Annotated in this window: 8 protein-coding genes; 7 read left to right on the plus strand and 1 reads right to left on the minus strand. The window is 41.3% G+C overall.

What is annotated here, in order from left to right; all coding sequences use genetic code 11:
* The first annotated feature begins 49 nt into the window (after positions 1–49).
* The 4 genes from aprA to qmoC all read left to right on the plus strand — a co-directional run bounded on the left by aprA (position 50) and on the right by qmoC (position 7,154).
* Complete coding sequence (gene aprA / locus VXK47_RS08865; protein ID WP_435548416.1) at positions 50–2,023, plus strand: adenylyl-sulfate reductase subunit alpha; 1,974 nt, start codon at positions 50–52, stop codon at positions 2,021–2,023.
* A gap of 319 nt (positions 2,024–2,342) precedes the next feature.
* Positions 2,343–3,620: a CoB--CoM heterodisulfide reductase iron-sulfur subunit A family protein gene (locus VXK47_RS08870; protein ID WP_435548417.1), complete on the plus strand. Its 1,278-nt coding sequence runs from the start codon at positions 2,343–2,345 to the stop codon at positions 3,618–3,620.
* A 9-nt stretch (positions 3,621–3,629) separates the two neighbouring features.
* Positions 3,630–5,942 carry an FAD-dependent oxidoreductase gene (locus VXK47_RS08875; RefSeq protein WP_435548418.1) on the plus strand — a complete coding sequence of 771 codons (2,313 nt, stop codon included), beginning with the start codon at positions 3,630–3,632 and terminating at the stop codon, positions 5,940–5,942.
* Positions 5,943–6,020: 78 nt separating this feature from the next.
* Entirely contained in the window at positions 6,021–7,154 is a 1,134-nt protein-coding gene (qmoC, locus tag VXK47_RS08880) for a quinone-interacting membrane-bound oxidoreductase complex subunit QmoC (protein WP_435548419.1), read from the plus strand.
* Positions 7,155–7,276: 122 nt separating this feature from the next.
* Here the strand turns inward: qmoC and sat are convergent, their stop codons facing one another.
* Complete coding sequence (sat, locus tag VXK47_RS08885; protein ID WP_435548420.1) at positions 7,277–8,551, minus strand: sulfate adenylyltransferase; 1,275 nt, start codon at positions 8,549–8,551, stop codon at positions 7,277–7,279.
* Between the two features lie 310 nt (positions 8,552–8,861).
* On the opposite strand from sat, the gene VXK47_RS08890 reads away from it, so the two are divergent.
* From VXK47_RS08890 to VXK47_RS08900, 3 genes are all read left to right on the plus strand, one after another.
* Positions 8,862–12,212 (plus strand): helicase-related protein, encoded by a 3,351-nt coding sequence (locus tag VXK47_RS08890; RefSeq protein WP_435548421.1) that lies wholly within the window; start codon positions 8,862–8,864, stop codon positions 12,210–12,212.
* A gap of 24 nt (positions 12,213–12,236) precedes the next feature.
* Positions 12,237–13,586 (plus strand): ATP-binding protein, encoded by a 1,350-nt coding sequence (locus VXK47_RS08895; RefSeq protein ID WP_435548422.1) that lies wholly within the window; start codon positions 12,237–12,239, stop codon positions 13,584–13,586.
* The coding region (locus tag VXK47_RS08900) for a hypothetical protein (protein WP_435548423.1) at positions 13,579–15,057 on the plus strand (1,479 nt) is incomplete at its 3' end. The genes VXK47_RS08895 and VXK47_RS08900, both read left to right, overlap by 8 nt.

The raw sequence follows: 15,057 nt of genomic DNA on the forward strand, positions 1-15,057 counted from the left end.
TAAATTTAAAAGAATAACGATGAAAAAAATTTCTTAAGGAGGATTTAATATGGCATTACCTAATAAACCTTTGGGTGAAACAAAGGCCGTCAAAGATCCGGCAGTTGAAGAGCGCGAAGTGGATATTCTTATAGTAGGCGGCGGTATGGCTGCATGCGGAGCCGCTTTTGAAGTAAAGAAATGGGCTCCTGATGCAAAGATTTTACTTTGTGACAAAGCTGCCATGGAGAGAAGCGGTGCAGTTGCCCAGGGCCTTTCAGCTATAAATACATATATTGGTAAGAATACGCCGGATGACTATGTAAGAATGGTCCGTAATGACCTTATGGGCCTTGTGCGTGAAGATCTTATTTTTGATCTTGGTTGTCACGTCGATGATTCGGTTCATCTTTTTGAAGAATGGGGTCTCCCCGTTTGGAAAAAAACTGCGGAAGGCAAAAACCTCGACGGCAAGAAGGGTCTTGCTGCCGGCTCGTTAAAAAGCGGCGCAGAGCCAGTCCGCACAGGTAAATGGCAGATAATGATCAACGGTGAATCATACAAGAGAATCGTTGCAGAAGCCGCAAAACTTGCTCTTGGCACAGACAACATTATTGAGCGCTGCTTCATTGTTGAGCTTCTTCTTGATGCCAACAAGCCGAATCAGGTTGCAGGCGCTGTAGGTTTTTCAGTTCGCGAAAACAAAGTGTATATCATTAAATGCAAAACCATGATGGTTGCATGCGGTGGCGCTGTTAATATTTACATGCCGAGAAGCGTTGGTGAAGGCAAAGGCCGCGCATGGTATCCGGTATGGAATGCAGGATCAACATACACAATGTGTATGAAAGTCGGTGCTGAACTTTCAATGATGGAAAACCGTTTCACGCCGGCGCGTTTCAAAGACGGTTATGGCCCGGTTGGTGCATGGTTCCTTCTGTTCAAGGCTAAAACATTAAACGGTCTTGGCGAAGATTTTGCTGGAGGCGATGCAGCAAAAGCAGAACTCCAGAAATATGCTCCTTATGGGACTGCTGCCGTTACACCTACCTGTCTGCGTAACCACCTCATGCTGTTTGAAATGAAGGCTGGACGCGGCCCGATCATGATGGATACGGTTACGGCTCTTGCCAATCTTGGAAAAACCATGGACAAGAAAGAGCTCAAACACCTTGAGTCTGAGGCATGGGAAGACTTCCTTGATATGACCTGCGGTCAGGCAAACCTGTGGTGTGCTCAGGACTGCGAACCTGAAAAGAAAAATTCCGAAGTTATGCCCACAGAACCGTATCTGCTTGGATCACATTCAGGCTGCTGCGGCATGTGGACGTCAGGTCCGAATTACGACTGGGTTCCCGCAAGCTACAAATGGGGCGATGCCGGAAAAGTGTATAACCGCATGACTACTGTTGTAGGTCTCTTTACAGCCGGTGACGGCGTTGGATGCTCAGGCCACAAGTTCTCTTCAGGTTCACATGCTGAAGGCCGGATGGTGGCAAAAGAAATGGCAAAATTCATACGCGACCATGCCGATTTCAAACCAGCCATCAAACAGAGTGCAAAAGAACTGGTTGACCTTATTTACAAGCCGGTAAGGACATTTCTTGATAACTGCAACTATACGACAGCAGTTGATATTAATCCCAATTATATCAAACCTTCAGGAATGGCTTTAAGACTTATGAAAGCCACTCATGAATACGGCGCAGGAACAGCCACATACTATCAGACAAGCAGCAAGAGCCTTGAGATCGTAATGGATCTTCTTGCAACAATGCGCGAAGACTGTGAAAAACTTGGTGCCGGTGATCTCCATGAACTTATGAGAGCATGGGAAATTAATCATCGTATATGGACAGTTGAAGCACATCTGCGCCATATCCAGTTCCGTAAGGAAACACGTTATCCCGGATTCTACTATCAGGCAGACTATCCCGGACAGGATGACGCAAACTGGTTCTGCTTTGTAAATTCAAAGTATGACCCGGCAAAGAAAGAATGGAGCGTATTCAAGAAAGATTACATCAAGATCATTCCTGATTAATTCTTTTATATGTATACGTTGTAGTTGAATAAGCCTCCAGGTGTCTAAAGACGCCTGGAGGTTTTTATTAAGTTTAGACAGTGATTTAGAAATAATAAGACGATATCCTGATGAAAATATCCGTGAGCTTAAGGATTTTATATTAAAAAAGATTGACTTTTTCTGTAACCAAAACTAATTGAAATAAAATCTTTAAGCTTTTGGATATTTGGTTATTAAAAGCTGGTTATTTTGAATTTTAAGGATATCGTCTTAAAGGGTGTTACTTTTTTTTATTTGATTATTATTATACTAACTTTAATAAGCACGGAGGGATAGCATGACAGCAGACAAAGCAGCTCCTGCTAGTGGAAGTATTTTGGTCGTCGGGGGCGGAATAAGCGGTTTAACCACTGCCCTTGAGGCTGCAGAGGTGGGCTATGAGGTCTTGGTGGTCGAAAAAAATCCTTATCTGGGCGGAAGGGTAGCGCAGTTAAATCAGTATTTTCCTAAACTATGCCCTCCGACCTGCGGTCTTGAAATCAATTTCAGAAGGATTAAAGATAACCCAAAAATTAAAATTATTACACTGGCAGAGGTCCAAAAAGTTGAAGGTGAGCCCGGGAACTATGATGTTCAAATTAAGATAAGTCCCAGATATGTTAACGATAATTGTGTGGCTTGCAATGAATGTGTTAAGGTTTGCCCTGTTGAAAGGAAAAATGATTTTAACTTCGGTCTCGACAATTCAAAGACTATATACAGGCCTTTTGAGATGTCATTTCCAATGAAATATGTGATCGACGGTTCCACATGTTTGGGTGCCGAGTGCGCCAAATGTGTAGCTGCATGTAAATACAGTGCAATTGATCTTGGCATGGAAGCAAAGACGATTGATCTGAAAGTCGGAGCAATTGTATGGGCTACCGGTTGGACTCCATATGATGCAAACAAAATAGATAATCTGGGATTTGGAAAGCATGCGAATATAATTACTAACATGATTCTTGAAAGATATGCATCTCCAAATGGTCCTACAAAGGGGAAAATTGTTCGTCCATCTGATGGCAAAGGAATTGAAAGCATTGCCTTTGTCCAGTGCGCCGGGTCAAGAGATGAAAACCATCTGCCTTATTGTTCCTATGTATGCTGCATGGCGTCATTAAAACATGCAACTTATATCAGGGAGCAATATCCGGATGCTAATATATATATTTTCTATATAGATTTAAGAACTCCCGGCTTAAGATATGAAAAATTTTATAATAAGATCAAAGAAGACGACAAGATCTTTTTTATAAAAGGCAAAGTGGCGGAAGTAAGTGAAGATCCTGCTACAAATAATATCACTGTGGTTGCTGAAAATGCAGTAACCGGTGAAAAGATCAGACAGAATGTTGGAATGGTTGTTCTTGCTACCGGTATGCAACCAACAAATGCAATAAGCAAACTGCCTGCTGAACTTAATTGCAATTCAGATGGTTTCATAATCAATAATTTTGAGAAAGGCGGAATGTTTGCTGCAGGATGTGCTAACAAGCCTGCCGACGTGGTATCATCAAACCAGAATGCTACCGGTATGGCCCTAAAGGCTATTCAAACCCTGGTGAGGAGGTAGGAGGTTATCATGGATAAGAAATATGGCGTATATATATGCACTGGTTGCGGGATCGGAGAAGCTCTGGATATAGATAAGCTTAGCGGAATTCCTAAATCAGAAGGTGTTGGCATTGTTAAAACACATCCTTTTCTTTGCAGCAAGGAAGGAGTTGAATTATTAAAGCAGGACATAGCCGAGGGTGTTAATGCCCTTGTGATAGGAGCCTGCTCCCGCCGTGTAAATTTTGATGTTTTCAGATTTGACGGCTGTCTTGTTGATCGTGTTAACTTGAGAGAACAGGTAGTATGGACTCATCCAAGTACGAAAAATGCCGAAGATGGGATAGACCATACTCAGATGATGGCCGAAGACTATTTGAAGATGGGTGTAATTAAAACAAAGAAGATTACACTTCCCGAACCTTATAAGCTTGATACCTTTTGCAGAAAAATTTTGGTTATCGGCGGCGGAATAGCCGGAATATCTGCGGCACTTGATGCAGCTAAAGCCGGGTACGAAGTAACAATTGTTGAAAAAGAAAGCGCTATCGGCGGCTACGCTGCAAAGGTTAGAAAGCAGCTTCCTGTAGAAGACCCGTTTGAGAATATAATTCCTCCAATTATTTCCGGTAAGATTAAAGAGCTTGAGTCTTTTTCTAATATAACTGTTAAAACAAACACGGTTGTTGCCCGTATAGCGGGTCAGCCCGGAGATTTTACGGTTACATTAAAAAAACCCGGTGAAAAGATTGAGTTTGATGTTCCTTTTCCACTGCCTGCTGAAATGAAAGTGGACGAAAGCGGAAAAGAATATGAAAAAGACAAGTTAAACGAACTATATAAGGAATATAATGAGGGCAGGGTTGATATCCTTTCATTTGATCCAAATGGTGAGAAATTCGGATCAGTTATACTGACCGCCGGATGGAGACCTTATAAGGCCGAAGAAAATGAATTTGCTCATCTTGGATTTGGAGCAATTCCAGATGTGGTCACAAATGTCCAGTTTGAAGAAATTGCTGCAAAAGGCAAGATAACGCGCCCCTCAGATGGAAAAGAAGCCAAATCCGTTGTATTTGTTCAGAGCCCGGGACAAGGTGGCAATGATAATGACTTCGCATTTTGCGGATCTGTTACAAGCCTTGTTTCACTCAAACAGGCCAAATACGTCCGTGAAGATTATACTGATGGGAAAGCTTATATATTTTATCAGCACATGCGTACACCGGGTCTCATGGAAAATTTTTACAAAAGCCTACAGCAGGATGCAGGTATCTTCTTAACCAAGGGAGAAGTCGTTAGTGTTTCGAAAAATGGCAACGGTATGATCGTTGAAGCCGATAATACACTACTTGGAGAAAAGATTCAGGTAAAAGCTGATATGGTTGTTCTTGCCACAGGTATGGTGCCTGTTACAGCCGATGATCCTGTTATCAACCTTGCATACAGACAAGGTCCCGGCTTCCGTGATATAGATCTTTTTGATAAATACGCCGATTCAAATTTCATATGCTTTCCTTATGAGACACAAAGAACCGGAGTTTATGCGGCAGGATGCATCAGAAGAAGCATGACTATGGAAGAAACGATTGAAGATGCAGCAGGAGCAGCATTAAAAGCAATTCAATGTATTGAATCTGCGAACAGAGGTGTTTCAGTTCACCCCAGATCAGGCGATATGACGTTTCCCGACTTTTTCTTCCAGAGATGTACTCAGTGCAAACGCTGCACGGAAGAATGTCCTTTCGGTGCCCTGGATGATGATGAAAAAGGAACACCAAAACCAAATCCAACCCGTTGCAGACGCTGTGGAACCTGCATGGGTGCATGCCCCGAACGTATTATTGGTTTTGCCGATTATAATATTGACAGTGTTGGATCTATGGTAAAAGCAATAGGCGTTCCTTCCGAAGATGACTTTGATGAACCACCGCTTAGAATTCTTGGGCTTGTTTGTGAAAATGATGCTTATCCTGCTCTTGATATGGCAGGCATGAACAGACTTAATTATTCACCTTGTGTCAGAATTGTTCCTGTAAGATGTCTTGGATCAACTAATGTTATATGGATAAAAGACGCTCTTTCACAAGGTATGGATGGAGTATTTCTTCTTGGTTGCAAACATGGAGATGACTATCAATGCCATTTCGTAAAAGGCAGCGAGCTTGCCAGTATAAGAATGAAAAAGATAGGCGAAGCATTACAGAGCCTTTCACTTGAAAACGAACGGGTTGCACAGTTTGAAGTTGCAATCGATGAATATGACAAGATTCCAAAGATTATAGGTGATTTTGTAGAAATAATTGAGGGTCTTGGACCTAACCCGTTTAAGGGTTTCTGATATTTGCTTATCCCCCGCATTTCAATGCGGGGGATATTAATATGGAAATAGAATTTCCATTGTTAAGGAGGTATTAGCATGACTGATAAATATCTGATTGAGCCTGATATTAACTTTATAAATGAAGTTGTTGGGCTTGGCGGAGATACATTGAAGAAATGCTTTCAATGCGCAACCTGTTCTGTAGTATGTCCTATTTCACCTGAAACAAAACCATTTCCCCGTAAGGAAATGATTGCCGCATCCTGGGGACTTAAAGACAGGGTTGTTAAAAGTGCGGATATATGGCTTTGCCATAATTGCGGAGATTGTTCCACAAAGTGTCCTCGTGGCGCAAGACCCGGTGATGTGCTTGGAGCATTACGTTCGATTGCAATTTCCGAATATGCTGTTCCAAAGGCGCTTGGCAGGATTGTTAATGATCCTAAAAAACTGCCGATATTAATTATTATTCCTGCTGTTATATTCATTGTTCTCGGACTTGCTACCGGTTTGCTTAATTTCTCACCGGAGCCGGGAGAGATTGCTCATACAAAGTTCTTTTCCACCTGGCTTGTGGATATGACTTTTATCCCTCTTTCTTTGTGGGCTGTTGCTATTTTGGGTTTTGGCGTAAAAAATTTTTTAAATGATATTCACCAGGATGCTGTAATGAACGGAAAAACGAACAGAAAAGATTTGGATATAAAGGAATTTTTATCCTCTATTGTAAAAGTTCTTCCGATGATTTTAAAACACGACAAATTTGATGAGTGCGGTGAAAATAAAGACAGATCCACGGCTCATAAAATGGTTTTATTCTCATTTATCGGCCTTGCTATTGTAACAGGTGTATTCTGTGTCTTTTTATACATTCTTCATATAGAAGGTCCCTATTCACAGCTTAATCCTGTTAAATGGCTAGCAAATATAAGCGGAATCGCACTTATTGCAGGCGCTTGCCTTATGATTCAAAGCAGATTGAATAAAAAAGATCAGACAAGCAGTTATAAAGACTGGTATCTTATAGGGCTTGTCCTGGGATTGGGCCTTACCGGAATGCTGACCGAAATTACAAGACTTGCTCACATGGCCGGAATTTCCTATGCTCTTTATTTTATCCATCTTATTTTTGTGTTTAATCTTTTTGCCTTCCTGCCGTTTTCCGAACTTGCACATCTTGTATACAGAACGGTTGCTCTTGGCTATGCAGAATACAGCAACAGACAATAATTAAAGCTGTTTGTACAAAAGGAAATAATTAAAAAAATTAAAAAAATTAAAAAGAATAAAAAAAAGGGAGACGCATTAAAGCATCTCCCTTTTTTGTTATGTAAAATCTTTTATATATAAACTTATTTACCTATAGCTGCTCCATGCAGTTTCACTTCAACCTTTTCCGTTAAACCGGCATAGTATTCTTTAAGAATCACTAATACTTCATCGCGGCCAAAGTGATCCGGAATCGGTGTGCCTTCTGACAACCCCTTGCGAAGAGCCGTACCGCTCAATATAACACGGTCTGCTTTTGTATGCGGGCAAGTCCTGTGAGACGCCATGCCATCGCACTTGAAGCAATAGAATGTCCAGTCGATCATGAGCGGCTTGCAAAGAAGTGCTTTGCCGGGTGCTGAAGGATGAGGTATTTTGTCAAAAATTGTTTGGGCTTCAAACATGCCGTAAAAATCGCCGACTCCTGCGTGGTCGCGGCCTATTATCATGCGTGAGCAACCATAGTTCTGCCTGAAAGTTGCGTGAAGAAGGGCTTCTCTTGGACCTGCATAACGCATGTCAAGAGGATAGCCGCCCTGAAGAACATTCTTTTCTACAAAATAATTCTTTACAAGAGCATCAATACATTTTACACGAACTTCAGCCGGAATATCGCCTGGTTTTAAATTGCCTACAAGCGAATGAATAAAAACGCCGTCACATACTTCAACAGCTATCTTGCAAAGATATTCATGCGATCTGTGCATGGGGTTTCTTAACTGCAATGCTGCTATTTCTTTCCATCCTCTTTCGTCAAAAATCTTTCTGGATTCGGCAGGTCTCATGTAAACTCCTGCATATTTTACAGGAAATTCACCTTCACTCAGAACTTTTACAGGACCGGCAAGACTAATAGCTTTTTGTTGCATAACCATCTGTACTCCGGGGTGATCCTGTTCTGCGATTTTCCAGAACTCTTCAGCTGTTTTGGTGCCTTCGCCCATATAAACTTTTTCGCACTCAAATCTTTTATCTTTTTCGGTCATTTCGAATTTTTCGGTGACCTTCATTGTAGCCATAATTTCTTTTGTTTCAGGGTCATTAAGGGCTATTTCATCCCCGACTTTAATGCTGTCCGCATCAGCTTGAGTAACGGAAAGAGTAACAGGAATGGGCCAGAATGTGCCGTCTGCAAGAAGAAAATTTTCACAAACTCCTTTCCAGTCAGCTTTTGTCATAAAACCTGTCAGTGGGCTGAAACCCCCGATTCCCATCATAATCAAATCCCCGTTTTCACGTGGGGAAACATCAACTTTTTTAAGTCCCTGAGCTTTCTTCTTCTCAGCTTCCAGCTCTGCCCCTTCAAGTAAGCAGCAAGTAAGGCCTTTTCCGCCATGAGGTGGTATCAAATTCGACATCAGTTAACTTCTCCTTTCAATAATTTATTGTTTTGATAAATAAAAAAGCAACGGCTTTTTATGGGTTCATTTATTGATAAGCTTATGCGATTTACTATTAATAATTGCGATATTTGTCAAGAATAATCGAGTTTCTTTCACCGAGATTTCAAACGAATAGGAGAGATAATACAGAAAAAATTGGGTTTCTCTTCTCTTTTGTATGATTAATTATCAATTTTCTTGACAATTTAAGATGTTATGTTATTCAAACAACGTCGGTTCCATTCTATAAATTATCTTTTCTAAATCACGTGGAGATCTATGATTAATGGGAAACATTGCTTCAATCCGATCATCTATAAGAGATAACCACAGCCGTGGCAATGTAGGCCAGTTTTTTATTGATAATATTTCACCTGAATCAGACTTGTCCATAGTTTCCGCCTACTTTACCATCTATGCATATAACCAGTTAAAAAATCAGCTTGACCGGATAAATCATCTCAGGTTTCTTTTCGGCGAACCTGCCTTTATTAAATCGATAGACCCGGCTAAAACAAACAGGCGTGGTTTCAGAATCGAGGATGATGAAATAGTAATTCCCATTGAAAGCCGCCTGATACAGAAAGCGGTTGCGGTTGAATGCGCAAAATGGCTTGAGCAAAAAGCGGAAATCAGGTCGATGGTAAAGCCCAATTTTCTGCACGGCAAAATGTATCACATAACCCAGAAGAGCGGTATTGAAAAGGCGATTGTCGGAAGTTCAAATTTTACGGTAAACGGTCTCGGACTTGGTGGAAACAATAATATCGAATTGAATCTTGTTGTGGATAGCGACCGTGACCGCTCAGATCTAAAAGCTTGGTTCGATGAATTATGGGAAGATGATACAGGCCTTGTTGAAGATGTAAAAGAACGTGTCTTAAGATATCTTGAGCAGTTTTATGTCGAGAATGAGCCGGAATTCATCTATTTTAAAACACTCTTTTGCATATTTGAAAAATATCTCGATGAGCAGGAAAAAGGCGGCTTGCTTAATGAGCGCACAGGTTTTTTTGAAAGCGAAATATGGAATATGCTTTACGACTTTCAGAAAGACGGAGTTAAGGGCGCAATCAATAAAATCTTAAAACACAACGGCTGTATTATTGCGGACAGCGTAGGTCTGGGCAAGACTTTCGAAGCGCTGGCAATAATCCGCTATTTCGAACTGCTCAATTTCCGGGTTCTAGTACTTTGTCCCAAAAAGCTGTCAGGCAACTGGACAATTTTTCAATCCGTGATGGGTAATGCTTTAAATCCCTTTGCAAAAGATAAATTCAATTACACGGTACTTCATCATACGGATCTTTGCAGGGTATCTGGCAAGTCAGATACAAACGGAATCGATTTAGAAAACTTTAACTGGGGCGCTTATGATCTTGTGGTGATAGATGAAAGCCATAACTTTCGCGGAAATCCCATGGATAAAACCACTGACGACGGCGCCAAAAAAATGAACCGCGCGAAATGGCTGATGGAAAAAATCATAAAATCGGGTGTGAAGACGAGAGTCCTTATGCTTTCCGCAACCCCCGTCAATAACAACCTTCGGGATCTGCGTAATCAGATACATCTTATTACCGAAGGCAGAAACGACGCTCTTTTTGATAGCGCGCAGATTAAAGACATTGCCCAATCACTTAAAAATGCCCAAACTCAATTTACAGTCTGGGCTGATCCGAAAAAAAATCGTGACCGGTCGGTCAGGCAGCTTCTGGAAAAGCTCGATTCATCCTTTTTCAAACTGCTCGATGAATTGACTATTGCCCGAAGCCGCAGGCACATCAAAAGCTTTTACAAAATCGAAGCGATCGGAAAATTTCCCGAAAGATTAAAACCGCATTCCATTTATCCGAACATTGACATCAAAGACCGCTTCTTCACCTACGATAACCTGAACAAAAAAATCCTGAAATATAAACTCTCAGTATTCAATCCTTCTGCTTATGTAAAAGATGAAGAGAAGCAGAAATATGAGGAGCGGGCAAGAACACAAGGGCTTCCCTTCAAGCAGATTCAGCGCGAGCACTACCTCATCGGGATGATGAAGATAAATTTTTTAAAGCGGCTTGAAAGCTCAATTGAATCGTTTGAAATCTCAATGGACAGAACAATTCGGAAAATTGAAAAGCTTGAAGCAGTAATCAATAAATTTCTGAAATTACAAAACGGGGGGCAGGAGAAAGCTTTAGAAGCATTGGAGCCCGATGAAGACGAACTCGAGGAAAATGGCGATGATCAGGAGCAGTGGCGGGTCGGGAAACTTAAATTCGATCTGGCTGATCTTTGTCTTAATGATTGGCTCAACGATCTTGAAAAAGACAGGGAAGCTTTAAATGAGCTTTATAATACGGCCGTTGCCGTAACGCCTGACCGGGATGCAAAACTGAAGGAACTCAAAAAACTTATAGAGAAAAAAGTCAATCTGCCGCTTAATGGAGAAAACAGAAAAGTAATTGTATTCACCGCCTTTGCGGATACCGCATTTTATCTTCATGGGTGCTTAAAGGATTGGGTCAAGAAAGACCTGGGATTGGACATTGCTCTGGTAGGCGGAAGCTTCACGCAGACCACATTCGGGAGAAACGAATTTTCTAATATCCTTACAAACTTTTCACCCATCGCAAAGAACCGGACAAAGATGAAATCGATGCCGCAGGAAGGCGAAATCGATATTCTGATTGCCACAGACTGTATCAGCGAAGGACAGAACCTCCAGGATTGCGATTATCTCATCAATTACGACATTCACTGGAATCCTGTCCGCATAATTCAGCGGTTTGGGCGTATCGACAGAATAGGCAGCAGAAACACCCGGATTCAACTTGTAAATTTCTGGCCGACAAAAGACCTTGACAACTATATCAACCTGAAAGAGCGCGTTGAGGCTCGCATGGCTTTGGTGGATGTCACCGCAACCGGAGAAGACAATATCTTAAACACCGCTCAGATTGAAGAGCTGATTGAAGAAGACCTGAAATTCAGAAACCGGCAGTTGAAAAAATTAAAAGATGAGGTGCTTGATCTGGAAGATATGAGTGAAAGTGTCTCTCTTACCGATTTTACTCTTGATGATTTCAGGATTGAACTTACAAACTTTATGGAGAATAACAGGAAGAAATTGCAGGAAGCTCCGTTCGGCTTATATGCTGTAGCCCCCGCACCTTCAGGCGCAAATTCACACCATATGGAATTGAATCGATTTTTGGCAGCAGAAAAAGATATAATAAAACCTGGTGTGGTTTACTGCCTGAAACAAAAAGGTGATACCGGCGGCAATGAAGAGATAAACCCTTTACAGCCTTATTTTATGGTTTATATCCGGGAAGACGGCATCGTCCGGTTTAATTATACCAATGCAAAACAGATTTTGGAAATTTATCGCCTGCTGTGCCAGGGCAAAAAAGCACCTTTTGACGAACTTTGCCTGATGTTTAATTCCGAAACAAACCAGGGAAAGGATATGGGTAAATATACTGATCTGCTTTGCCAGGCTATTGACGAAATCTGTCGTGTATTTAAAAAGCGAAGCGCCCATAAGCTGACTACCGATCGGGGAGCATTACTGATACCAAAATCAAAACAGGTAAATGATATGAATAATTTCGAGCTTGTTACCTGGCTGGTGATAAAATAGGGTAAAGAAAACTGGAAACCAATTATGCCCATGACCAAAGAAGAACTCAGGATTATCCTTGAGGAAGGTGAAGGTTACCGGATTGAATTCAAGGAGCGGGTTTCCGATCTTGACCGGGAAATGGCGGCGTTTGCGAATGCTTCCGGAGGAAGAATCTTTCTGGGAATTACAGACGAAGCCAAAGTCAGAGGAATCTTTCTCAATAACTCGCTGAAAAGCCGGATTCAGGATATTGCCAACAACTGCGATCCGGCTGTAAAAATTATACTTGAAGAATTTGAGAATATTCTTATTATTCATGTCCGGGAAGGCACTGATAAGCCATATAAATGTTCAAGCGGGTTTTATACACGAACCGGACCGAATGCCCAAAAGCTGAGTCGTGACCAGATCATCTCCTTTGTACAGGCAGAAGGCAAGGTTCGTTATGATGAGCTGATAAAACGTGACTTTGGAGACAATGATATAAACCATGAAAAAATTGAAGGTTTCCTGAAAAAGGCCGGGATCAGCCCTGTGCTGGACAAGTATCTTCTGTATAAAAACCTCGGAATAGGCGAAATTCAGGAAGGCCGGGTATTCTACAACAATCTGGCTCCTCTTTTCTTCGCTAAAAACTTGAATGACTTTTATTACCACACCGTCGTGACCTGCGCTCTTTATCAGGGAAAAACAAAAGCAACCGTACTCGACAGAAAAGACTACAATTCCGACCTCGTTTCCAGCGTTGATTTGTCCATGAACTTTATCAAGCAGTATTTGCCTGTCCGCTATGAATTCACGGGCGAGCCGGCCCGGAAGGAAGTTCCCCAGATTCCCTATGAGGCGCTCCGTGAAGCGCTGATCAATGCCGTTGTCCACCGGGATTATTTTGAGAAAGGTGGAAATGTAATTGTGGAAATTTTTGAAGACCGGATTGAAATCACTAACCCTGGCGGACTGGTGAAAGGTTTGACTCCCGAAAACTTCGGGAAAATCAGCATGCTTAGAAACCCCGGCATTGCAAACCTTTTTCAGCGAATTGATTATATTGAAAAAATGGGGACTGGGATTGAAAGAATACGCCTGTCGCTTAAGGAGGCAAACGTCCCGCAGGCACAATATGAACTGATGTCCTCTTTCGTAAAAGCTGTATTTCCCAAGGCGGCAGAAAGTTCAGAGATAACTACCCAAGAAACTACCCAAGAAACTATGCTTCGCTTAATTCGGTTAAATCCTTATACTACTCGCGGGGAATTAGCGGGAAAGATTGGAATCACCGCAGATGGGGTTAAATATCATCTGGAAAAATTAAAAAAAGAAGGTAAACTAAAACATAGCGGGGCTACAAAAAAAGGCAAATGGGAAGTTCTAAAAGGAGCGGGTAATGAATGACGCAGGGGTGAAAGAAAAGATTCGCAATACGATTCAGTCGTTCAATAAACAAGATCTCACAACCGCGTCTTTGGAACTTTTTAATATTCTCGGCTACAACACCGAACGCCAGGCGCCGCTCGACAAACCCTGTCCCGCGGCCTTTAAAGAATCGTTTGCTGGAACTGATTCAAAATTCAGTGAAGATAAAGTATTGTTTGAGGACTGGAAGTATGTTGATTTGCTTTTTCAATTATCCAAAGAAGAATTGCATTTTGACAAAACACTTTTCAAGAAGGAAGTGATAATAAAACTGCCTGATGGTAAAGAAGACCGAACGATTATAGAAACATATTTGTTCTTTGCCATTGAACTCAGTAATAACCAATATTCAAGGACCGAACTGAGCCGTATCACCCGCGAAGTAAACCGCCTTTTCCCCATGCCGGTAATGATTCTTTTTAAGACCGGCGGCTCTCTTACGCTCTCCGTTACCAATCGCAGGTTGCACAAGAAAGATGAAAGCAAAGATGTCCTTGAAAAAGTCACGCTAATCAAAGATATTCGGATAGAAAATCCCCACCGGGCGCATATCGAAATTCTGTTTGATCTTTCCTTTGATGAACTGCACAAGAAAAACAGATTCACCAACTTTATAGAGCTTCACAATGCCTGGCAGAAAACGCTGGATACAAAAGAACTGAACAAACGGTTTTTCAGGGAGCTTTCAAACTGGTATTTCTGGGCAATGAAACAGGTTTCTTTTCCGGATGATGTTGAGAAAAATGAAGATGTCCGAAATGCTACTAATCTTATCCGGCTTATAACAAGAATTATTTTTATCTGGTTTATCAAGGAAAAGAGCCTTGTCTCAGAAGTACTTTTCGATGAAACCGAACTGAAAAAAATCCTCAAGGATTTTAACAGTAAATCCTCGAACTCTTATTACAAGGCAATACTTCAGAATCTTTTTTTCGGAACGCTAAACCAGAAAATGGGTGAAAGAAGTTTTGCCAAGGAAGGAAAGAACGATTTCAAAATAAGCGAATATGGTGTTAAAAACCTTTTCCGCTATGCTGCCGGGTTTACAATAAAACCTGAAGAAGCAATTGCTCTGTTTAAAGACATACCGTTTTTAAACGGCGGACTTTTTGACTGCCTTGATAAAGAAAATGATGCCGGCAAGGTGCTTTATACAGACGGATTTTCGCGAAATCCCAACAAGCAGGCGGATGTGCCGGATTTTCTGTTTTTCGGAAAAGAACAGGAAATTGACTTAAGTGAAACTTATGGCGATAAAAAACGGAAAAAGGAGAAAGTCAAAGGGCTTTTTAATATATTGACTTCATATAAATCTAAAGTTTCACTGTTTTTGAAGCCGTTCAAACATGGTTTTAAAATTTTGCGATATTTTTTCACAAAACATAAAAAGATGGCATGTAAAATGCATTGCAATTTATATACCAAGTATTTCAAGCACTTACGTCAACTT

This window comes from Desulfobacterium sp. N47 (genome assembly GCF_051233685.1).
Taxonomy (GTDB): domain Bacteria; phylum Desulfobacterota; class Desulfobacteria; order Desulfobacterales; family RPRI01; genus RPRI01.